This is a genomic window from Roseibium sp. FZY0029 (genome assembly GCF_036350355.1).
Classification (GTDB): domain Bacteria; phylum Pseudomonadota; class Alphaproteobacteria; order Rhizobiales; family Stappiaceae; genus Roseibium.
On the sequence record NZ_JAZDVZ010000005.1, the window covers coordinates 424,466 to 445,104 of the forward strand.

Here is a 20,639-nt window from a genome sequence, read left to right on the forward strand (position 1 = left end):
ACGAAGAATAACATGAAAGCCACGCCTGAAAGCCTGTCCGAGGAGTATCATCAAAGCGGAGCCTGGTCCGATGTGCCGCTTGATGAAATGTTCCGAAAGACAGCAGCAGAACACCCCGACCGGCTTGCCCTGGTCGATGCTCCGGACAGGGCAACCTGGACCGGCGGCCTCCCCCGCGCGCTGACCTACGCCGAAGCTGACCGGGAGATTGATCGGCTCGCGGCCTTTTACACGACCGTTGGCCTTTCATCCGATCACGTTGTCGGTGTTCAGGCCCCCAATACGGTCGATACCGTCATCGCAATCCTGGCTGCGCTGCGGGCCGATCTGATCATTTCCCCCCTCCCACTGCATTGGCGGCAGAAAAACGTTCTGGAGGCGCTGAATTCCATTGGAGCCAAGGGGTTCGTTGCCGCTGATCGCGTCGAAACGCGTGATGTTGGTGTTGCCGCGCGGGATGTTGCCGCAGATCTGTTCTCGTTGCGGTTTGTTTTTGGGCTCGGCAAGGATATTCCGGACGGGTTGATCGAACTTGGTCCGATGCTTGCCGAAATGGGTGACGAGTTGAAGTTCACCCCCAGCGAGCGACCTGATCCTGCGGATCACACCGCAACCATCTGCTGGAGCCGCAGCGGTGAGGAAAACGTTCCAGTCACACGCTGTCACAATCACTGGGTATCCGTTGCGCATATGATCGTGCAGGAAGCCCATGTGCGCGATGCCAGCGTGATGGTTCTGCCCTACTCGCTCAGCGGTTTGACTGGCCTTGGCGGAGGACTTGCGCCCTGGCTGTTGACCGGTAGCACCTTGCACCTGCATCACCCGACGTCCCTTGCAAATCTCGCAGCTCATGCAAACGAGGTTCAGGCGGATATCGTGATGACACCCGGGCCGTTGGCACAAACGCTCGACCGGAAACTGGAAAACACGAAAACAACCTTGCTTGCCGCGTGGAACATCGCTGCGCCCCATCCGACGACCTTCGTCGCCCGACGCCGGCTTATCGACCTTCACATCGCTGACGAGTTTGCGCTCGTCGCAAAGGCACGAGGTCCATCGGCGAAGATGAAGGCCACCGCGCTGGGAAAGCATAGCGGGCCAATCGGGTGCGAAAGCGGGCCAGCCCTCCTAGAAATCGCAGTCACCGACGAGGTGGAAGCGCAAATTCCTACGCTTTTGGTCAAGGGCCCCATTGTCCCCGATGTCGGCTGGCGCACCATCAACGGTGACCAGAGGCGTGTGCGCTGGGAAGGCAACGGTTTCCTGAACACCAATATCAAGGTCGAACTCACAGATGGGGGCATCGCCGGCTTCGGGATACCGGGACACTACGCGCTTGGTACCGGCAATCTCGAAACGGTCGATGTGGTCTATGCAGGTTATCCGGGTATACGGGAAGCTGCAGCCTTCATCGTGGAAGACCCGCTTCTGGGTGCCAGAATGTATGCAGCGCTCGTTCCCGAGGCCGGGAATGTTCCTGATGCAGGCGCCTTTTTTGCCTATCTGGATGCCGAAGGCGTGGATCTTGCCAAGATCCCCCATCGTGTGCTGATTTTACAGTCTCTGCCGCGGAATGAGGACGGAACCATCAGTCGGGAACGGCTGACCATGCGGACGCAGCGTTTGCCCGCCGCCGTGGCGTAGGTGGGGATAAAGAATGGATGTTGAAACGTCGCTTTCCTGGCGCGGCCCGTATTGGTATGCGGGACGTCGGCCGAGGCGGAGCAGCAATGGCGATGCGCCCGAAGATTTAGACGTCTCGCTCGTCAGCATGTTCGATAGGGGCAGCAAGCTTCCCACGGCCCTGCCTGCGGCAATCGTGGTCGATATCATCAGTCTTGAAGGCGAACGCCGCGACGATTTCTTTTCCTGGCTTTTGCCGCAAATCAAAAACCTCGCCAGCGAAGTCCCTTTTTACATCCTCACCGGTAGTGACGATATTCTGCCGACCGGCCTTCAACCGACAGCGATCATTGACAGGATCGTGCCCGACGAAGTGCTGCTGATGCTGATTTGCATCCACCAGCGGGCATTGCTGCGATCCGACGAGGCCCAGCTTCGCAGACGTATCTTCGGCAGAATTCCCGGTTTCGGCACCGCCCCGCATCATTCCGGGACAAGCAGCCTGCTCGTGGTCGGCCTCAGTGGCCGGTTTCTGGAATGGCAAGATGCCAGCGAGGAAAAGGTTGAAGTTGTCGGTGCGTTTGACGGGAGCATGGCGGTTGAATTCATGTCGAAACGCGCTTTCGACGCGGTTGTGATAGACGCGCCGTTCGATGACGCCGTCGACTATATGCAACAGATCAGAAGAGATGCCCGCTTCGCCGGATTGCCGGTACTGGCTGTTTGCGAGCGAGAGGAAGATATCGCTCACCTCTTCCGGAACGGTGCTTCCGATGTTCTCGTCGGTGAAAACCGAAAGGAAACACTCTCCCACCGCTTGAACTCCGCGATGCGGTTCGGCAAACGACGGCGCCTTGCCGACAGAGTGCTTGCGGAAAGTCACGTGTGGTTGCGCCAGCGGATCAACCAGGGTGGTCTTGGGGTGGAGGAATACACCAGGTATCTGGAAGCTTGCAGCAACGGTCTTGCCGCGCGCGGGCTCGATCTTTGGGAAATGCGGCTTCAACCGGAGAACTTCGGCATTACCGCGTCATCGTCCGAGGAACTGGAGGATATCAATACCACCTTGTTGTCAATTGCCGATGCCACCAGCCGGGACGAAGACCTTGTCTGTCTCGTGAAGGATTTCGGGCCGGTGGCCGTTTTGAAAAATGAAGCCGGCACGACAAGGCTGCAGAAGCGGATCAACTCCATCCTTACGCACACTGTCCTGTGAACAGATGCCACTCCTGCGACGCGTTTTATGCATTGCCTTAACACTGCCGTGAATTTGGGGTTGGCATATTTGTCAGAGTCTTTAGCCTGATAAAATCTCTCCAACGTTCTGGATGTCCGATGACCTTACCGTCCGCCCTTACCGTCGATGTCGTTTCCGATGTGATGTGCCCCTGGTGTTTCATCGGAAAAAGGCGCCTGGAAGCGGCGTTGAAATCGGTTCCACAGCTCGACGTGCTGGTTCGTTGGCACCCGTTTCAGCTCGACGCGACCTTGCCGAAGTCGGGTAAGGACAGAAAACACTATCTGAGCGACAAATTTGGCGGCCTGGACAAGGCTGACGCTTTTTACAGGCAGATCAAGGCCGCGGGGCAGGAAGAAGGTATAGACTTTGCCTTTGAGGACATCACCCTGTCGCCAAACACGCTCGACTGTCACAGGCTGATCCTTTGGTCCCGCGATGATGATCTTCAGGACGAGGTCGTGGAACTGCTGTTCAAAGCCTACTTCCTGAAGGGGGAAGATCTCACGCGTTCTGAGGTGCTGGTTCGCATTGCCGAGGAAGCGGGTATGCAGTCTGATCTGGTGGAGCACCTCCTGGGAACGGAAACCGACCTTGACAAGGTCGAGGCGCAAATTGCCAATGCCCACAAGTCAGGGATCACCGGGGTGCCCTGTTTCATCATAGATGGCAGGTTTGTACTGGCCGGAGCTGAAAAGCCGGAGACCATTGCTGCAGCCCTTCTTCATGCGGAAGAAACCCGAACCGATCCGCAGGCTGCAATCTCCAATTAGAAGTGTCTACTTGACACGAAAAGCAAAAAGCCCCGCACGAAATACGGGGCTTTTCTCATTTTCACAGGAGGCAGAAATCAGCCACGCAGGATCGAGCGACCTGCATAAACCGCCTGTGCACCCAATTCTTCCTCGATACGGATGAGCTGGTTGTACTTTGCAAGCCGGTCTGAACGGGCCAGCGATCCGGTTTTGATCTGGCCGCAGTTGGTGGCAACAGCGAGGTCGGCGATGGTGCTGTCTTCGGTTTCACCCGAGCGGTGGGACATCACTGCGGTATAGGCAGCCTTGTGCGCGGTTTCGACGGCATCCAGCGTTTCGGAAAGCGTACCGATCTGGTTGACCTTGATGAGGATCGAGTTGGCAACACCAAGATCGATGCCCTTGCGCAGGCGCTCAGAGTTGGTCACGAACAGATCGTCGCCGACCAGCTGGCACTTGTTGCCGATAAGGTCGGTGGTGGCTTTCCAGCCGTCCCAGTCGTCTTCAGCCAGACCGTCTTCGATCGAAATGATCGGGTAGCGCGACACGAGATCAGCGAGATATTTTGCCATTTCCTCAGGTGCCAGCGTCTTGCCTTCGCCTTCCAGCAGGTATTTGCCGTCCTTGAAGAACTCGGTCGATGCCGCGTCCAGTGCCAGGAAGACATCTTCGCCCGGCTTGTAACCGGCGGTTTCGATTGCCTTCATGACAAAGCCGATGGCGGCATCAGTGGATTCCAGATTGGGAGCAAAGCCGCCTTCGTCACCAACATTTGTGTTGTGACCGGCTGCGCTCAGCGCCTTTTTCAGGGTGTGGAAAATTTCAGAGCCCATGCGGACCGCGTCACCAAGCGACTCGGCACCGACCGGCATGATCATGAATTCCTGGAAGTCGATCGGATTGTCGGCATGCGCACCGCCGTTGATGATGTTCATCATGGGAACCGGCAAAGTGCGAGCAGACGTGCCGCCAACATAGCGGTAGAGCGGCAGGCCGGAAGCTTGCGCGGCGGCGCGGGCAACGGCAAGCGAAACACCAAGGATGGCGTTTGCGCCGAGGCGCGACTTGTTGTGGGTGCCGTCGAGATCGATCATCGCCTGGTCGATCTGAAGTTGATCTTCAGCGTCCAGACCGCCGACGGTCTCGAAGATTTCGCCATTGACTGCATCAACGGCGTTCTGGACGCCCTTGCCCATGAAACGATCGCCGCCATCGCGCAGCTCAACGGCTTCATGCGCACCGGTGGACGCGCCGGACGGAACGGCTGCCCGGCCAAAAGAGCCGTCTTCGAGGAAGACGTCGACTTCGACGGTCGGGTTACCACGGCTGTCGAAAATCTGACGGCCGATGACATCGATAATGGCGGTCATGGAAAGAACTCCCTTGTCGCATGCACCTGAAATGTACGGTTGCCGGATAGGATCCGGCCGTTTGGAAGCCGGAGAACCGGCGGTTTTTCCGGGAGCTTTTGCTCCACAAAAGAAAGCCGCACACTAGGCGCGGCTGAACTTGATTACTCTGCGGCTGCTGCCGGGGCCTTGACGACGTTGTCGAGAGCCTTCAACTGCGCCAGCAATGCTTCGAGCTGATCGAGCGGAACCATGTTCGGTCCATCGGACGGGGCGTTGTCCGGATCGGGGTGTGTTTCGATGAAGAGGCCAGCAACGCCAACTGCAACGGCAGCGCGGGCCAGAACAGGCACCATGGTCCGGTCGCCGCCGGTGGAAGCCCCCTGCCCGCCCGGCTGCTGGACGGAATGGGTCGCATCAAAAATGACCGGAGCGCCGGTCTGTGCCATGATCGGCAGCGAGCGCATGTCGGTGACAAGCGTGTTGTAGCCGAAGCTGGCTCCACGTTCGGTCAACATTACATTGGCGTTGCCCGAACCGGTTACCTTGCCCAGCACGTTTTTCATGTCCCAGGGCGCCAGGAACTGGCCTTTCTTGACGTTGATCACACGCCCGGTCTTCGCGGCTGCAACAAGCAGGTCCGTCTGGCGGCAGAGGAACGCGGGGATCTGCAGAACATCAACAACTTCCGCGACCGGCGCGCATTGCTCAGGGCTGTGCACATCGGTCAGGACCGGCATGCCGAATTTTTCCTTCACTTCGGCGAAGATCGGCATGGCGTCTTCCATACCGACACCCCGCTTGCCGGCCAGGGATGTCCGGTTGGCCTTGTCGTAGGATGTCTTGTAAATGACGCCGATCCCGAGACGATCCGCAATTTCCTTGATGGCCGCTGCACATTCCAGCGCGTGTTCGCGGCTCTCAAGCTGGCAAGGACCAGCAATGAGGCTGAAGGGTGCGTCATTGCTGAAAGTAACATTGCCTACGGAAACTACGCGGTTTGCCTCGGTCATTTTCCACCATTTGCAGTGCGGTTGCCACTTGTGCGCAGCAACTCATTCAAGAAACAGGTCCGATCCCGGAACTTGCGCTGTTCAATAGCGCTCTTTTGCCCAGCCCGCAACAGAGCTCTGGCGGAAAGCGCTTTGCCTTTAAATCGATTTAAAAGCGAGAGCGCCAACCGCGACATAAAATGATCACTTTGTGGAAGTTATTGCGTTAGTATTGCAGTGCACAAGCTTGCAACCGAACCTCAATTTCGGGGTTGGTAGATATTTGCTTGGGTAAACTGCAACGTTGCGCCTGCGGACGATCTGAGTTTTGACCGTGTGTTCGGCATCTCTTATGACTATTAGTGGGTAAAAGATGATTGAGTTCGTATTTGTAGACAATCGGAAGGCCTGACATGAACAAGCCCATTCGCAAAGCGATCCTGCCCGTGGCAGGTCTTGGCACACGTTTCCTGCCTGCAACAAAAGCAGTCCCCAAGGAAATGCTGACAATCGTTGACCGTCCGATCATCCAGTATGTAGTGGATGAAGCACGGGCCGCAGGCATTGAACATATCGTATTCGTCACCGGGCGAAACAAACATGTCATCGAAGACCATTTCGACATGGCCTATGAGCTGGAAGATACGCTCAGGTCAAGAAACAAGACCGCTGCATTGGAGCTTCTGGAAAAACACCGTCCGGTTCCAGGTGCAACTTCCTTCACCCGCCAGCAGGCACCGCTCGGCCTCGGTCACGCAATCTGGTGCGCGCGCGATATCATCGGCAACGAACCCTTTGCCATCCTTCTGCCGGACGTGATCATCAAGTCACAGGTCAGCTGCCTCAAGCAGATGGTCGACCTTTATCAGGATACCGGTGGCAACATCATCGCCGTGGAAGAGGTTCCCGAAGACCAGACAGATCAGTACGGCATTGTGGAACTTGCCGGGGAAATCAGCGCCAACGCGCACAAGATCTCCAACATGGTCGAGAAACCTGCGCCCGGTACGGCTCCTTCCAATCTGATGATCACGGGCCGCTATATTCTTCAGCCGGAAATCTTCGATCTTCTGTCCAATCAGGACAAAGGTGCTGGCGGTGAAATTCAGCTCACCGACAGCATGCTCGCCTTGATGAAGGAACAGAACTTCGCATCGCTCAAGTTCGAAGGCCGAAGCTACGATTGCGGCAACAAGGCCGGCTTCCTGAGTGCCAATATCGCATTCGGCATGGACGATCCGAAACTGGCTCGGGAGCTGGTTCCCTTCATGGAAGAGATCATCCGCAAGCCCATGGCCGCAGAATAATCTGCGGGCGTTTTCACTGCGGGCTTGAAAAGGTTCGCCAGAAGCCATTAGGAGTGGGCCGGGTCTTTCGCAGATCCGGCCTTTTCCGTTTGCTCCAATCCCGGATGCCTCATGCACGACAATTCCATTTACGCCACCAGGATCGCGGTCATCGGTCTGGGTTATGTCGGTCTGCCCGTGGCGGTGGCCTTCGCTGCGAAGGGATTTGATGTTCTCGGGTTTGATATCAATGAAGATCGACTGAGCGAGTTGCGTAGCGGTCGCGACAGCACGGCCTCCGTCAGTGAAGCGGATTTGCATCAGGAAACGCTTGTTTTTTCCGGTCGGGAAACAGATCTGAAAGACCGGGATGTTCTGATCGTCGCCGTGCCGACACCGGTTGATCATGCCAAACGGCCGGACCTGTCGCCTTTCAGCAGCGCGGCGGCAACCGTTGGCCGCAATCTGAAGTCCGGCGGCATCGTGGTGTTCGAATCCACCGTGTATCCGGGCGCGACAGAGGAAATTGCCGTTCCAGTTCTTGAGCAGGAATCGGGCCTGATCTTCGGTAAGGATTTTGCTGTCGGTTATTCTCCGGAACGTATCAACCCGGGTGATACCGAGCGCGGCTTTGCGGACATTACCAAAATCGTTTCAGGCTCAACACCGGAAGTGGCCGAAACGCTTGCCAAACTCTATGGGGCAGTTGTCACGGCCGGAATTCACCTCGCGCCGTCGATCCGGGTGGCGGAAGCGGCAAAGGTGATCGAGAACACGCAGCGCGATCTCAACATCGCCCTCATGAATGAACTGGCGATGCTGTTTCACCAGATGGGCATCGATACACGAGATGTTCTGAAGGGCTCATCGACCAAATGGAACTTCCTGCCGTTTCAACCGGGACTGGTCGGTGGCCACTGCATTGGCGTCGATCCCTACTATCTGACACACAAGGCGCATGAGATCGGCATGACGCCACAGGTCATCCTGGCGGGGCGCGGGACAAACGAGGCAATGCCGGCTTTCATTGCCGGCAAGGTGATTCAGGAAAGCGTGAAGCTCGGAATGCCCATGCCGCCGAAGGTTGTCGTGCTTGGCATCACCTACAAGGCCAATGTGCCAGACACCCGCAATTCAAAGGTTGTGGACCTCGTCAGAGAACTGGAAAAGTTCGGCGCAAGCGTTCAGGTCTGCGATCCTCTCGCCCAGCCCGATGAGGTCACTGCCGAATATGGAATCACCCTCACGCCTCAAGGTGAGCTTGAGGCAGCAGACGTTGCCGTTCTTGCTGTCCCACATCGTCAGTTTTTCCAGGATGGCGCAGGGTGGCAGGTGCTAAAGGATCTTTTGAAAGATGAGCGCGGCCTCGTTGCCGACATACCGGCACTTCTGGACCGGAATGAATGCCCGGAGGGGGTCCAGCTTTGGCGCCTTTGATTTTAAAGGACTATTTTCTGGTCCTACCGCAACTCGCCGCGCTTCGTTTAGAAACGATTTCTGGCGCCTGCCTCCAAAAGCTTCAGAATGCTAGTAATTGCCGCAGGGGTTTGCTGGTATTTTAGCAATCTGAAAAGAGTTTTGAGCCGTATACTGATCAGGTTTCAGGAAAGGAGACACCGAACATGGCTCATGCTCGTTTCTGGAAGATGGTGGCGGTTGCCGGCGTCAGCACGTTGCTGGCCTCCGGGGCTGTCCGTGCCGAGGACGGCCTCGACAGCAGTGCCTTTCACCAGATCATCAAAAATCAGATGAGTGCCTTTGCAACGGGAAATGCCCAGGCGGCCTTCTCCTTTGCAACCAGTTCCCTGCAACAGAGGTTTCAGACGCCCGAGTTCTTTATGGAGATGGTGCGTCAAGGCTATCAGCCCGTGTACAAGCCTCAAAGCGTAACGTTCGGCCGGTCTAAGATGACCAAACTTGGACCGACGCAGGAAGTCTACGTAACAGGCCCCAAGGGCAAGAACTGGCTGGCGCTCTACAGTTTCGAGCAACAGGATGACGGCAGTTGGAAGATCTCCGGCTGCTATCTGACAACAGCAGACGGATTTTCCGCCTAGCTGTTTCGCTCTGGGCCAAAATTCAGATAGCCGGGTTACAGCGCGGCAATGTCTCCGCGCGCCCAGTCTTCCTTGGTCTTGGCATAGAAATCTTCGAAGCGCCCGGCTTCGATTGCATCGCGCATGCCCTGCATCAGGAATTGATAGTAGGCGATGTTGTTCCAGGTGAGCAGCATGCCGGCCAGTCCTTCACCTGCACGCACCAGATGGTGCAGATAGGCTCGGCTGTAGACGCTTGACGCGGGACAGGTGCTCGCCTCATCCAGCGGTCGCGGATCTTCCTGATGCCGGGCGTTCTTCAGATTGACCTTGCCAAATCGGGTATAGGCCAGACCATGACGTCCGGCTCTTGTCGGCATCACGCAATCAAACTGGTCGATCCCACGTTTCACGCTTTCCAGAAGGTCGTCCGGCGTTCCGACACCCATCAGGTAACGCGGTTTGTCGGCTGGCATCACCGGTGTGGTGATGTCGAGCATGCTCAGCATCACGTCCTGCGGTTCACCGACCGCCAGGCCGCCAACCGAGTAGCCCTCAAACGGCATCTTGCCGAGCTCTTCGGCAGAACGAATCCGAAGGTCGGGCTGATCACCACCCTGCACGATGCCATAGAGCCCCTGCCCCTTGCCCGGTCCGCCCATGGATTCAAACTGGTTGCGTGAACGTTCAGCCCATCTCAGCGACAGTTCCATCGCTCTTTGAACTTCTTCACGCGGGCTTGGCAATTTGATGCATTCATCCAGCTGCATCTGGATATCGGAGCCGAGCAGACCCTGGATCTCGACGGAGCGTTCCGGTGTCAGATGGTATTTCTGACCATCGATATGGCTTTGGAAACGCACGCCGTCTTCATCCAGTTTGCGAAGCTGCGCAAGCGACATCACCTGGAACCCTCCGCTGTCGGTCAGGATCGTGTGCGGCCAGTTCATGAAGGTGTGGAGCCCACCAAGTTTCGCTACCCGTTCTGCGGTTGGGCGCAGCATCAGGTGATAGGTATTGCCGAGAACCACATCGGCACCCGTTTCGCGCACCTGCTCCGGGTACATCGCCTTCACGGTCGCCTGGGTGCCGACCGGCATGAAAGCGGGCGTGCGGACAACGCCGTGCGGCGTCGTGATCTCGCCTCGCCGTGCCGCGCCATCGGTGGTGATCAGCTTGAAGCTGAATGTTGTGCCGGTTGTTTCGGTCATATTCGGTCCTCAGACGGCCCCTTCCTGCGGAAACAGCAGCGATGCGTCGCCGTAACTGTAAAAACGGTATTCCTGCGAAATAGCGTGTGCATAGGCATGACGCATCGTGTCCAGGCCCGAAAGAGCCGACACCAGCATGAATAGCGTGGACCGCGGAAGGTGGAAGTTGGTCATCAGCGCGTCGATTGCCTTGAAACGATAACCGGGCGTGATGAAAATGGATGTTTCCCCGGCAAATGCCGCGATGACGCCGGTTTTCTGGGCTGAACTTTCAAGAATACGCAGGGAAGTCGTGCCGACGCTGACAACCTTGTTTCCCCGCGCCTTGACGGCCAGGAGTGCGGCAGCGGTCTCTTCAGAGACTTCCCCCCATTCGGCGTGCATCTTGTGATCTGCAGTGTCTTCCGCCTTCACCGGCAGGAAGGTGCCCGCACCAACATGCAGCGTTACGCGGTGCTGCTCGATACCTCGGTCGCTCAAGGCCTGCAGCAATTCCGGCGTGAAATGAAGACCTGCCGTTGGAGCGGCGACAGCGCCGTCCTTCTCGGCGAATATCGTCTGGTAATCCTTGCGGTCCTGGTCGTCCTCACCACGCTTTTGCGCGATATATGGCGGCAGCGGAATGTGTCCGACGGACGCGATGGCGACGTCAAGGTCTGGACCGGATCGATCGAACGTCAGCAGAACTTCGCCGCTATCGCCTTTATCGGTCACTTCCGCCGTCAGCCTTGTGCCGAACCCTTCGAACAGCACGGTATCGCCGACCTGCAGCTTCTTGGCCGGCCTGACGAAGGCCTTCCAGCGATCTGGTCCCGTACGCATGTGAAGCGTCGCGCCAACGCCCGCGCTAATGTCACCTCGAAGGCGTGTTCCCTCGAGTTGCGCAGGGATAACCTTGGTATCGTTGAAAACCAGCGCATCGCCAGGCTCCAGCAGGTGCGGCAGGTCACGAACCCCGGCGTCGGATAGTAGCGGTTGCGTCCCCGGCCTTACAACCAGCATACGTGCGGAATCGCGCGGCCGTGCCGGGCGCAAGGCGATCCGTTCGTTGGGAAGATCAAAATCGAATTGGTCGACGCGCATGGCGTGTTGCTACTGCCGGATCTCTGGAAAGTTTCAGGATGCGGCGCCAAATCCATTCTGACCGGTAACCGCACTTTCAGTCAGCGGCTCTTACTGGTGACGGAGAAGCAGGTCAACAGTCTGAGGCCTCATCCAAAGCAAAACAGCGCGGGTGTTTGCCCGCGCTGCTTCAAAAGGAGTGCTTTTCGGAAGGCTTAGGCTGCGTCAGCCGCAACTTTCAAGGAAACGATGTTGTCCGGATTGGAAACCGGCTCACCGCGTTTGATCTTGTCGATATTGTCCATGCCTTCGATCACTTCACCCCAAACAGTGTACTGACCGTCAAGCCAGGGGGCATCGGTGAAGCAAATGAAGAACTGGCTGTCGCCGGAGTTCGGGTCCATTGCACGGGCCATGGAACAGGTGCCGCGCACGTGCTTTTCGTTGCTGAATTCCGCTTTCAGTTTCTTGCCGGAACCGCCAGTGCCGGAACCCTGCGGGCAGCCGGTCTGCGCCATGAAGCCGTCAATCACGCGGTGAAAGACGATGCCGTCATAGAAGCCATCGCGGACCAGTTCCTTGATGCGGGCGACATGGGTCGGCGCAAGATCCGGTTTCATTTCGATAACGACCGGCCCCTGGCTGGTTTCCATGAGAAGGGTGTTTTCGGCGTCTTTGATGTCAGCCATAGAGTATCTCCTTGGGTGTCTTTGAATTCTGTGAGGCCGGAGGCTTATTGAGCGTCCGCAGCAACTTGCATCTTGATGATCTTGTCCGGGTTTGCCGGCGGTTCGCCGCGCGTGATGTTGTCGACAAATTCCATGCCATCGACCACTTCGCCGAACACTGTGTACTGACCGTTCAGCCAGTCGCCGTCACCGAACATGATGAAAAACTGCGAATTGGCACTATCCGGGCTGGCGGAGCGCGCCATTCCGAGGGTGCCGCGCTTGAACGGCGCGTCGGAAAATTCGGCTTTCAGGTTTGGCTCGTTAGAGCGGCCCGTGCCGGTTCCGGTGGGATCACCGGTCTGCGCCATGAAACCGTCGATCACGCGGTGGAAGACGATCCCGTCGTAAAATCCTTCGCGGGCAAGTTTCTTGATCCGCTCGACGTGAGCCGGAGCAAGATCCGGACGCAACTGGATGACGACGCGACCGTCTTTCAGGTCGAGATAAATCGTGTTTTCAGGATCGGTTGCCTGGGCGTTAACAGCCGACGGCAGGATCAAGAGTGATGCCAGAACGGCAAAAACTGCAAAAAAGCGCGACACTGGAGACTCCTAAGGTTCAGGTCTAGAGCTTGGCTTTGGTTCATGCGCCGGTTTTTGCCCGCAGCCTCAATGGTTCGGCCACCGGTTCCGGAACAAAAGCGGAAATTTCACCGCCCATCTTTGCGATTTGACGCACCAAGGTGGCCGTGATGTGGCGCACAGGCGGAGATGCAGGAAGAAATACCGTTCGTATGTCCGGCTCAAGGGTGCCGTTCATGCCCGCCATCTGCATCTCATAGTCGAGATCGGTGCCATCACGCAGGCCACGAACCAGATAGGCTGCCTTTTGCTGCCGCGCTGTCTCGATCACCAGATTGTCGAACGCGATCACATCGATCCGCTCGGCTTCCTCCGGTGTGAATTCGGACCTTGCGGACGCATGGATCAACTCGACCCGTTCCTTGAAGGAAAACAGGGGCGACTTTCCGGGATGCACACCGATGGCAACAACAACCCTGTCAGCCAGTGCAAGCGACTGGCGAAGTATATCCATGTGGCCGTTGGTAACAGGATCAAAGGATCCTGGATAAAGCGCAATACGATTCATGGCCCCTTCCTTACTCTGCCTGCTCCGACCTAACAAGTGGAACGCAAGTCTAAACGGGTCTTTTGCCAGTAACTGACATTGTGTGACGGTCGTCACATCTCTCTATGCAGGCCTGGGTCAAGGTGGCTCCATCGAAATCAATTGGCGTGAGCAGGAGCCAGTACCATGAGGAGCACTACCACAATCGACCGGACCGCAACGGCAATCGCTGTACGTCCGTTCTCTTTGCAGACAAAGGCAATCGATCCGGCCGGTCACTTCAAGATGGCAGCCATTTTCGTTCTGGCTTTGCTGACCATGATTGCAGCGGGCATGATGAGCATGCCCCCGGGCAACGCTTCCCAGGCGGAAGGCCTGACCAACATGGCAACGCAGGGACTTGCGAGCACCAAATCAGATCGTGAGGTGCAGGCACCGGCAACAAAAGCCTGCCAGTCCCAGACCTGGGGTGCGTGGAGTGAAGATTGTGCAGCTGCCCTGACCGGCGCGTCCCGCGTTCGCAACGTGTCCTTTGTCACGGTCGAAAAAACCGCACCGACCGCCAACGAAACCATTCTGGCCCGCTACCCCGTGGCCAACTGAGTTTCGTCTCAGACCTTTCTTCCCCGTAACGGCAAACAGCGGCTCAGGTTCCACCCTGGCCGCTGTTGTCGTTTTAGCCTTCGCCATTCAGAGATCAGGCTTCAGGAGGTGTCTCATCTCCTTCAGCGGTATCGTTTCCAGCGTCGCTCGCACCCGGTTCAGCTGATCCCTCAGCTTCTCCTTCCAGGCCGTCTTCGAGAACATCGTCCTCGTCGACTTCAGAGATGCCTTCCACTGCAACGACCTTTTCGTCGGCTGCCGTCTTGAAGACGATCACGCCCTGGGTTGCACGTCCGGCGATGCGGATACCGTCCACCGGACAACGGATCAACTGACCGCCATCCGTTACCAGCATGATCTGGTGGCTGTCCTCGACCGGGAAGGACGAGATCAGACCACCATTGCGGCTGTTGACAGCCATGGCCGTGATGCCCTTACCGCCTCGGCCGGTGACCCGGTATTCGAACGAAGACGTCCGCTTGCCGTAGCCGTTTTCCGAGATGGTCAGGATGATCTGTTCGGCCGCGCTCATCTGTGCGTAGCGTTCCTGAGGCAGATCGCCGGCGACAACGCCTTCTTCATCTGTGCCGTTGCCGTTTTCATCCGCTTCGCCGCGCATCGCACGGGAAAGTTTCAGATAGGCTGCACGCTCTTCCGCGGTCACATCGATGTGGTGCAGGATCTGCATGGAGATCACGCGGTCTTCATCCGCAAGACGGATCCCGCGCACACCAACCGAATTACGGCCGGCGAAGACACGCACATCGGTCACTGGGAAGCGGATACACTGACCGAAGTTGGTCGTGAGCATCACATCGTCATGTTCGGAGCAGGTGTCGACGCCGACAATGCCGTCGCCGTCTTCCAGCTTCATGGCGATCTTGCCATTGCGGTTGATATTGACGAAATCGGACAGCTTGTTGCGCCGGATGGTGCCGCGAATGGTTGCGAACATGACATCCAGGTTTGCCCAGCTGTCCTCGTCCTCCGGCAAGGGCAGGATCGACGTGATCTGTTCGCCCTGTTCAAGCGGCAGCAGGTTGATCAAGGCCTTTCCGCGCGAGGTTGGCCCGCCAAGCGGAAGACGCCAGACCTTCATCTTGTAACAGATGCCGCGTGAAGAGAAGAACAGAACCGGCGTATGCGTGTTGGCGACAAACAGCCGGGTGACGAAATCCTCGTCCTTGGTCGCCATGCCGGATCGGCCCTTGCCGCCTCGACGCTGTGCCCGGTAGGTCGCCAGAGGCACGCGCTTGATGTAGCCGCCGTGAGAGACGGTCACGACCATGTCTTCACGCTGGATCAGGTCTTCTTCGTCGAAATCGGCGCCGCCTTCGATGATTTCCGTCCGGCGTGGCGTAGCGAATTCCTGTTTGATCTCAAGCATTTCGTTGCGAACGATCTCCTGGATCCTGGCCCGGGAGCGCAGAATGTCGAGATAGTCGGAAATTTCCGCACCGATCTTGTTGAGTTCTTCCTCGATTTCGTCGCGGCCCATGGCCGTCAGGCGCTGCAGACGCAGATCGAGAATGGCTCGAGCCTGTTCCTCTGACAGTTTGTAGGTGCCGTCGTCCTGCACCATGTGGCGCGGGTCGTCGATCAGAAGAATGAGCGATTCAACATCCTTTGCCGGCCAGTTGCGCTCCATAAGCTGCGCTCTGGCCGTCGCCGGGTCCGGAGCGCCGCGGATCAGCTTGATGACTTCATCGATATTGGCAACTGCGATACCCAGACCGACCAAGATGTGGGCACGGTCGCGCGCTTTCTTCAGAAGGTAGCGGGTGCGCCGCTGGATCACTTCCTCGCGGAATGACACGAAGGCGCGCAGCATGTCGGAGAGGTTCATCTGCTCCGGCTTGCCGCCGTTCAGCGCGACAATGTTGGCGCCGAAGGATGTCTGCAACTGGCTAAAGCGGTAAAGCTGGTTCAGGATCACGTCCGGAACCGCATCGCGCTTCAGTTCGATCACGACACGCATGCCAGAGCGATCGCTTTCGTCGCGGATGTCCGAGATGCCTTCGATACGTTTGTCGCGCACCAGTTCGGCAATCTTCTCGATCATGGTCGATTTGTTGACCTGATACGGGATCTCCGTAACGATCAACGCCGTACGGTCCTTGCGCACTTCCTCGACATCGACCTTTGCCCGCATGACGATGGAACCGCGGGCGGTTTCATAGGCACTGCGAATGCCTGACCGGCCAAGGATCATGCCGCCTGTCGGGAAGTCCGGGCCGGGGACGATCTGCATCAGTTCTTCGAGGGACATCGCCGGATTTTCCATCACGGCAATGGCGGCGTCGATGACTTCGCCCAAGTTATGCGGCGGAATGTTGGTGGCCATGCCAACCGCGATGCCGCCGGCCCCGTTGACCAGAAGATTTGGGAACTTGGCCGGAAGAACGACAGGTTCGCTTTCGGAGTTATCGTAGTTCTCCTGAAAGTCGACTGTTTCCTTGTCGATATCGTCCAGCAATTTGTGGGCGACTTTTTCCAGCCGGCACTCGGTGTAACGCATGGCCGCAGCCGGGTCACCGTCAACGGAGCCGAAGTTGCCCTGCCCGTCGATCAGAGGCAGCCGCAGCGAGAAATCCTGCGCCATACGCACGAGCGCATCGTAAATCGCGCTGTCGCCGTGCGGGTGGTATTTACCCATGACGTCACCGACCACGCGGGCCGACTTGCGATAGGGTTTGTTCCACTCGTAGCCGTTTTCGTGCATCGAGTAGAGAATGCGCCGGTGTACCGGTTTGAGGCCGTCGCGGACGTCAGGCAGCGCACGCGAAACGATCACGCTCATCGCGTAATCGAGATAGCTGCGCTTCATTTCATCGACGATGGAGACCGGTTTGATATCGGACGGAAGACCGTCAGTGGGCGTGCTATTGTCCTGGTCAGCCAAGGAAGACACTCATTTCATTGTTATTGCTGGATCTTTTATATCCGATTCAAGACGCCGCTCCAAATTCCCGGAGGTTTTCCGTCAAAGTAATAAGGGTTAAGTTTCAATGCGTTATGAGAAGTATACACAGGGGGTAAAAATCATTTGGCCCGACAAGGCCTCAGGACCCCGCAAAGCCCTATAGTAAGGCGTCAAAAGCTCCCTAAAAACCGCTCCGGGAATCGACATGCTGGACTACTACATCAACGCCTTCGCGACGCTTTTCGTCACCATCGATCCGGTCGGTCTGGCCCCGATGTTTCTGGCAATCACGGCGGGAATGAGCAAGCACGACAGGCGAAAAGTTGCCGTAAGAGCAACCATCACGGCAGCAGGGATTCTTCTGGTGTTTTATGCCTCCGGACAGACGGTGCTGAATGTTCTTGGAATATCGGTGTCGGCATTCCGCGTTGCCGGTGGCATCCTTTTGTTTCTGATTGCCATCGAAATGATATTCGGCAAGCGCCAGGCACGGAAAACCGAGACCGCCGAAAAGGCGATGGAATCCGAAACGCATCACGGGACGCTGAACGAACTGGCTATCTTTCCGCTGGCAATCCCGCTTATCTCCGGCCCGGCCGCGATCTCCGCAATCATTCTGCTGTCCAGCCAGGCACCGGACACACTTGCCTACGCCGGGTTAGGTGGTGTCATCGCAATCATTCTGCTGAGTTGCATGGGGGCATTTCTGCTGGCTGACAAGATTGAACGGCTCCTTGGGGAAACGGCACAACTCGTTATCACCCGTCTGTTGGGCGTGCTGCTGGCCGCTCTTTCCGTTCAATTCGTTGCGGACGGAATATTGGCCTTTATCCGCACCTGATTGAGGCAACGCTTAACGGTCCAGGTTCAACTTGTATTCTTGTGGCGAAACACCGTGCACCGTGTCTCGTGCCCGGATGATGACCTGTGACACTCCCTCTGGGATCGTGATGCCTGATAGGGATCGCGTGAAGGGTTGTTCTTCGACATGGGGGTGAAGGAGCACTCTCTCGCCCAGCAATTCTCCATCTGGCGTAAAGATTTGCCAGAGGTCGGCGTAGTGATCCCAACCTGTATCTTCATGTCTGAGAGTGACTGCGAATGTCCACGTGCCTGCAGATTCGGTTGCTTTTGCCGAAACAATCTCGGCCTCACCTGCCCGTGCTGAGAACGCTCCGAACGCCGATATCAGGATCAACACCGCAAACGCTGTCGAACATCTTAGATTCATGACGCATATCTCCCTTGGTTTTTGCGGGAGCATCCTCGCAACGGGCTGCGAATTGAAAAAGTCACGAATGCGTCAGGCGGCCTAACGGTTTGCGAACGACAAACGAAACTCATCTGCCTCGAAAAACGTCAGCCTGCCTGCTGAAGGTGGCTGTCCCGTTTAAACCCTTTTGGCCAGAGCGTCTTGTTTTCGTTCCCCCAGCGTGCAAGGGCCTTCACCACCGGCTCCAGCGACGCACCAAGGTCGGTCAGTTGATATTCAACCTTCGGCGGAACAACAGGATAGACGGTCCTCACGATCAGTCCGTCAGCTTCCATACTACGTAGTTGAGCGGTCAAGATCCGTTGGGTGATGTCTGGCAGCGCTTTCTGGAACTCGTTGAAGCGCATGACTTCTTTTTCCATCAGCAGGAACAGAATGACGCCTTTCCACTTGCCGTCGATCAAACTAAGCGCTGCTTCGACAGCACAGCCTGGATGGCAGCCATAAACATCCTTGACCAGTTTGGGTCCTGATTTCCTAACGGTATCCATTTTGTGCCTAAGGTTCTTTTCTGTCAGTTACTGCTGAAATTGTGCATTCTTGCTTCATACGATTTTATGATCAATTTGTTTGGTACGCAAATCAGGAGAATACAGCATGCGTACCATCGGATTTTTTGAACCACTTCCTATTGATGACCCGAAGTCGTTGAATGATCTCGACCTTCCGAGGCCGGTACCTTCCGGAAAAGATCTTCTCGTTTTGGTCAAGGCTGTTGCGGTCAACCCTGTCGACACCAAGGTTCGCCAATCCCGAACTTCGCAAAACGGCGCGCCCGTCGTCCTTGGATACGACGCAGCCGGGATCGTCGCCGAAGTGGGACCTGATGTTACCAGCTACAAGGTAGGCGACGAGGTCTATTATGCCGGCGACATTACCAGGGACGGAACCAACTCGGAGTACCATCTCATAGATGAACGCATTGTGGGCCGCAAACCCAAGCGTCTGAGTTTTTCCGAGGCAGCTGCCATGCCCTTGACCGCGATCACCGCCTGGGAAGCCCTGTTCGATCGGCTTAAAGTGAATGACCCGGTTCCGGCTGGCTCGAACACTCTCCTGATCATTGGCGGTTCGGGAGGAGTCGGTTCCATAGCAGTGCAACTCGCCCGTCAATTGACGGACATGACAATTATCGCAACTGCTTCAAGACCGGAGAGCCGTGACTGGGTGAGCAAGCTTGGCGCGCATCATGTTCTTGATCATTCAAAACCGATGGCGCCTCAGATCGAAGCTCTGGGGTTGGAAGCCCCCGGCTATGTTTTCTCTACAACGCACACAGGGCAACATGTGACGGATATTGCGGAATTGATCGCGCCACAGGGGCGTTTTCTGCTCATCGATGATCCCGACAACGTCAGCATTGGCCCCTTCAAACTGAAGGCGATATCGATCCACTGGGAGATGATGTTTACTCGTTCCATGTACCAGACGGCCGATATGGAGGAGCAACGGAAGCTGTTGAACAACATCGCAGACCTTGTCGATGTGGGCAAGATCAAGACCACGTTGACGGAAGTGATTGAACCCATCAATGCAGATAATCTGCGCCTGGCGCATCAGAAGATTGAAAGCAACAAAACTATCGGAAAGATCGTTTTAGCCGGGTTTTAGGATCAATTGATGCCGTTTAACCGGTGACACCTGCCCTCTTGCACATTCACGCCGTCATCTTCATGCTTTCGTTGGAGGCTTGGAGATGGCGGAACACGACGTTGCAGACATTCGGATCAAGCTTTTGTCGCTCAAGACCGAACTTGAAACTTTGAGCGAAATGTCCGGCGAAGCCAGGGCCACGGTTGAACTCGATCAGCAATCTGTCGGCAGGTTGTCGAGAATGGACGCGCTTCAGGGGCAAGCGATGGCACAGGCCTCCGAACGGCAACGCAGGGCCAGCATTCAAAAAATCGATGCCGCCCTTTCAAGACTGGAAGCCGGTGAATATGGCTTCTGCGTCGAGTGCGGCGAAGAGATTTCCGCTAAACGGCTGGAAGTTGATCCGGCAGCAGCATTCTGCATCAGATGTGCGAGATAGTGCCGCGTGACGTTTCGTTAGTTTTGAGCGGTGAAGTGACGCCGCAAGCCCGTCAGGAACAAAGATACCTGCCGTGAAGTGTCAGCTAAGGGAAACTCCTTCAGGCGCTCCTCAGTCCAGCATTCTTCCGGGGCCAAATGTAGCTGAAGTTCAGAAAGCCGCTCTCGCTCCCCGTGATCGAGTGGCAGGGTTTCGGCGGCTTTCAGGAGAAGCAATTTTTCGTGAATTTGACGAAGGACTGAAAGCGCTTCACCCATTCGCGTTGTCAGACCTGGATTGTCTCTCCACGAGGACCCGTGAAAGACTTCCTGCGTTACCCGCTGTCCGGCCCCATGACAATCGTATGCAATGCAGCCACTGAACCCGAGTTCGGATCTGTCGTCGAAGATGCTGCATCTGCCGCAGCTATCCAGATTGGGACAAACTTCGCCTGCCGCCTTGTCGATCCCAAAGGACTC

General features: G+C 56.8%; 20 protein-coding genes. 10 read left to right on the plus strand and 10 right to left on the minus strand.

Annotated features, from left to right (window positions below):
• The first annotated feature begins 12 nt into the window (after nt 1-12).
• The 3 genes from V1T76_RS16735 to V1T76_RS16745 all read left to right on the plus strand — a co-directional run bounded on the left by V1T76_RS16735 (nt 13) and on the right by V1T76_RS16745 (nt 3,633).
• The gene (locus tag V1T76_RS16735) at nt 13-1,644 is read left to right on the plus strand and encodes a class I adenylate-forming enzyme family protein (RefSeq protein ID WP_330561782.1); all 1,632 of its coding nucleotides are present in this window, start codon (nt 13-15) and stop codon (nt 1,642-1,644) included.
• Between the two features lie 13 nt (nt 1,645-1,657).
• Nucleotides 1,658-2,839 carry a hypothetical protein gene (locus tag V1T76_RS16740; RefSeq protein WP_330561783.1) on the plus strand — a complete coding sequence of 394 codons (1,182 nt, stop codon included), beginning with the start codon at nt 1,658-1,660 and terminating at the stop codon, nt 2,837-2,839.
• 119 nt (nt 2,840-2,958) lie between these two features.
• On the plus strand, nt 2,959-3,633 hold the full coding sequence (locus V1T76_RS16745; RefSeq protein WP_330561784.1) for a DsbA family oxidoreductase: 675 nt from the start codon (nt 2,959-2,961) through the stop codon (nt 3,631-3,633).
• Nucleotides 3,634-3,710: 77 nt separating this feature from the next.
• On the opposite strand, the gene eno is transcribed toward V1T76_RS16745, so the two are convergent.
• On the minus strand, nt 3,711-4,985 hold the full coding sequence (eno, locus tag V1T76_RS16750; RefSeq protein WP_330561785.1) for a phosphopyruvate hydratase: 1,275 nt from the start codon (nt 4,983-4,985) through the stop codon (nt 3,711-3,713).
• A 143-nt stretch (nt 4,986-5,128) separates the two neighbouring features.
• The gene (gene kdsA, locus V1T76_RS16755; protein ID WP_330561787.1) at nt 5,129-5,977 is read right to left on the minus strand and encodes a 3-deoxy-8-phosphooctulonate synthase; all 849 of its coding nucleotides are present in this window, start codon (nt 5,975-5,977) and stop codon (nt 5,129-5,131) included.
• A 392-nt stretch (nt 5,978-6,369) separates the two neighbouring features.
• On the opposite strand from kdsA, the gene galU reads away from it, so the two are divergent.
• From galU to V1T76_RS16770, 3 genes are all read left to right on the plus strand, one after another.
• Nucleotides 6,370-7,263 (plus strand): UTP--glucose-1-phosphate uridylyltransferase GalU, encoded by an 894-nt coding sequence (gene galU, locus V1T76_RS16760; protein ID WP_330561788.1) that lies wholly within the window; start codon nt 6,370-6,372, stop codon nt 7,261-7,263.
• A gap of 111 nt (nt 7,264-7,374) precedes the next feature.
• Nucleotides 7,375-8,679 (plus strand): nucleotide sugar dehydrogenase, encoded by a 1,305-nt coding sequence (locus V1T76_RS16765; protein ID WP_330561789.1) that lies wholly within the window; start codon nt 7,375-7,377, stop codon nt 8,677-8,679.
• 185 nt (nt 8,680-8,864) lie between these two features.
• Complete coding sequence (locus V1T76_RS16770) at nt 8,865-9,299, plus strand: DUF4864 domain-containing protein (RefSeq protein ID WP_330561790.1); 435 nt, start codon at nt 8,865-8,867, stop codon at nt 9,297-9,299.
• Nucleotides 9,300-9,334: 35 nt separating this feature from the next.
• Here V1T76_RS16770 and tgt read toward each other — a convergent pair whose 3' ends face one another.
• The 5 genes from tgt to coaD all read right to left on the minus strand — a co-directional run bounded on the left by tgt (nt 9,335) and on the right by coaD (nt 13,371).
• The gene (gene tgt / locus V1T76_RS16775; protein WP_330561791.1) at nt 9,335-10,489 is read right to left on the minus strand and encodes a tRNA guanosine(34) transglycosylase Tgt; all 1,155 of its coding nucleotides are present in this window, start codon (nt 10,487-10,489) and stop codon (nt 9,335-9,337) included.
• Between the two features lie 9 nt (nt 10,490-10,498).
• Nucleotides 10,499-11,572, minus strand: a complete 1,074-nt coding sequence (queA, locus tag V1T76_RS16780) for a tRNA preQ1(34) S-adenosylmethionine ribosyltransferase-isomerase QueA (protein ID WP_330561792.1) — start codon at nt 11,570-11,572, stop codon at nt 10,499-10,501.
• A 194-nt stretch (nt 11,573-11,766) separates the two neighbouring features.
• Nucleotides 11,767-12,240 (minus strand): peptidylprolyl isomerase, encoded by a 474-nt coding sequence (locus tag V1T76_RS16785; protein ID WP_330561793.1) that lies wholly within the window; start codon nt 12,238-12,240, stop codon nt 11,767-11,769.
• 44 nt (nt 12,241-12,284) lie between these two features.
• On the minus strand, nt 12,285-12,782 hold the full coding sequence (locus V1T76_RS16790) for a peptidylprolyl isomerase (RefSeq protein ID WP_330561981.1): 498 nt from the start codon (nt 12,780-12,782) through the stop codon (nt 12,285-12,287).
• 82 nt (nt 12,783-12,864) lie between these two features.
• Entirely contained in the window at nt 12,865-13,371 is a 507-nt protein-coding gene (gene coaD, locus V1T76_RS16795) for a pantetheine-phosphate adenylyltransferase (RefSeq protein WP_006933366.1), read from the minus strand.
• Between the two features lie 165 nt (nt 13,372-13,536).
• On the opposite strand from coaD, the gene V1T76_RS16800 reads away from it, so the two are divergent.
• Nucleotides 13,537-13,953 carry a phosphopantetheine adenylyltransferase gene (locus V1T76_RS16800; protein WP_330561794.1) on the plus strand — a complete coding sequence of 139 codons (417 nt, stop codon included), beginning with the start codon at nt 13,537-13,539 and terminating at the stop codon, nt 13,951-13,953.
• Nucleotides 13,954-14,047: 94 nt separating this feature from the next.
• Here the strand turns inward: V1T76_RS16800 and gyrA are convergent, their stop codons facing one another.
• On the minus strand, nt 14,048-16,855 hold the full coding sequence (gyrA, locus tag V1T76_RS16805; protein ID WP_330561795.1) for a DNA gyrase subunit A: 2,808 nt from the start codon (nt 16,853-16,855) through the stop codon (nt 14,048-14,050).
• A 226-nt stretch (nt 16,856-17,081) separates the two neighbouring features.
• Between gyrA and V1T76_RS16810 the strand changes: the two genes are divergently transcribed.
• On the plus strand, nt 17,082-17,717 hold the full coding sequence (locus V1T76_RS16810; protein ID WP_330561796.1) for a MarC family protein: 636 nt from the start codon (nt 17,082-17,084) through the stop codon (nt 17,715-17,717).
• Nucleotides 17,718-18,235: 518 nt separating this feature from the next.
• On the opposite strand, the gene V1T76_RS16815 is transcribed toward V1T76_RS16810, so the two are convergent.
• On the minus strand, nt 18,236-18,640 hold the full coding sequence (locus tag V1T76_RS16815; protein ID WP_330561798.1) for a winged helix-turn-helix transcriptional regulator: 405 nt from the start codon (nt 18,638-18,640) through the stop codon (nt 18,236-18,238).
• A gap of 106 nt (nt 18,641-18,746) precedes the next feature.
• Here V1T76_RS16815 and V1T76_RS16820 point away from each other — a divergent pair, with 106 nt between their 5' ends.
• Together V1T76_RS16820 and V1T76_RS16825 are read left to right on the plus strand one after the other, a co-directional pair.
• On the plus strand, nt 18,747-19,760 hold the full coding sequence (locus V1T76_RS16820) for a zinc-binding alcohol dehydrogenase family protein (RefSeq protein WP_330561799.1): 1,014 nt from the start codon (nt 18,747-18,749) through the stop codon (nt 19,758-19,760).
• 85 nt (nt 19,761-19,845) lie between these two features.
• Nucleotides 19,846-20,181, plus strand: a complete 336-nt coding sequence (locus tag V1T76_RS16825; RefSeq protein WP_330561800.1) for a TraR/DksA family transcriptional regulator — start codon at nt 19,846-19,848, stop codon at nt 20,179-20,181.
• Between the two features lie 17 nt (nt 20,182-20,198).
• Here V1T76_RS16825 and V1T76_RS16830 read toward each other — a convergent pair whose 3' ends face one another.
• Complete coding sequence (locus V1T76_RS16830) at nt 20,199-20,438, minus strand: hypothetical protein (RefSeq protein WP_330561801.1); 240 nt, start codon at nt 20,436-20,438, stop codon at nt 20,199-20,201.
• Between the last annotated feature and the right edge of the window lie 201 nt (nt 20,439-20,639).

Excerpts from the sequence above, each read along its gene's own strand:
- V1T76_RS16785 (WP_330561793.1), bottom strand. The coding sequence starts at position 12,240 with ATGGCTGACATCAAAGACGCCGAAAACACCCTTCTCATGGAAACCAGC.
- queA (WP_330561792.1), bottom strand. The coding sequence starts at position 11,572 with ATGCGCGTCGACCAATTCGATTTTGATCTTCCCAACGAACGGATCGCC.
- V1T76_RS16800 (WP_330561794.1), top strand. The coding sequence starts at position 13,537 with ATGAGGAGCACTACCACAATCGACCGGACCGCAACGGCAATCGCTGTA.
- kdsA (WP_330561787.1), bottom strand. The coding sequence starts at position 5,977 with ATGACCGAGGCAAACCGCGTAGTTTCCGTAGGCAATGTTACTTTCAGC.
- V1T76_RS16740 (WP_330561783.1), top strand. The coding sequence starts at position 1,658 with ATGGATGTTGAAACGTCGCTTTCCTGGCGCGGCCCGTATTGGTATGCG.
- V1T76_RS16765 (WP_330561789.1), top strand. The coding sequence starts at position 7,375 with ATGCACGACAATTCCATTTACGCCACCAGGATCGCGGTCATCGGTCTG.
- coaD (WP_006933366.1), bottom strand. The coding sequence starts at position 13,371 with ATGAATCGTATTGCGCTTTATCCAGGATCCTTTGATCCTGTTACCAAC.
- V1T76_RS16820 (WP_330561799.1), top strand. The coding sequence starts at position 18,747 with ATGCGTACCATCGGATTTTTTGAACCACTTCCTATTGATGACCCGAAG.
- V1T76_RS16735 (WP_330561782.1), top strand. The coding sequence starts at position 13 with ATGAAAGCCACGCCTGAAAGCCTGTCCGAGGAGTATCATCAAAGCGGA.
- galU (WP_330561788.1), top strand. The coding sequence starts at position 6,370 with ATGAACAAGCCCATTCGCAAAGCGATCCTGCCCGTGGCAGGTCTTGGC.
- V1T76_RS16745 (WP_330561784.1), top strand. The coding sequence starts at position 2,959 with ATGACCTTACCGTCCGCCCTTACCGTCGATGTCGTTTCCGATGTGATG.
- tgt (WP_330561791.1), bottom strand. The coding sequence starts at position 10,489 with ATGACCGAAACAACCGGCACAACATTCAGCTTCAAGCTGATCACCACC.
- V1T76_RS16815 (WP_330561798.1), bottom strand. The coding sequence starts at position 18,640 with ATGGATACCGTTAGGAAATCAGGACCCAAACTGGTCAAGGATGTTTAT.
- eno (WP_330561785.1), bottom strand. The coding sequence starts at position 4,985 with ATGACCGCCATTATCGATGTCATCGGCCGTCAGATTTTCGACAGCCGT.
- V1T76_RS16770 (WP_330561790.1), top strand. The coding sequence starts at position 8,865 with ATGGCTCATGCTCGTTTCTGGAAGATGGTGGCGGTTGCCGGCGTCAGC.
- V1T76_RS16825 (WP_330561800.1), top strand. The coding sequence starts at position 19,846 with ATGGCGGAACACGACGTTGCAGACATTCGGATCAAGCTTTTGTCGCTC.
- V1T76_RS16830 (WP_330561801.1), bottom strand. The coding sequence starts at position 20,438 with ATGGGTGAAGCGCTTTCAGTCCTTCGTCAAATTCACGAAAAATTGCTT.
- V1T76_RS16810 (WP_330561796.1), top strand. The coding sequence starts at position 17,082 with ATGCTGGACTACTACATCAACGCCTTCGCGACGCTTTTCGTCACCATC.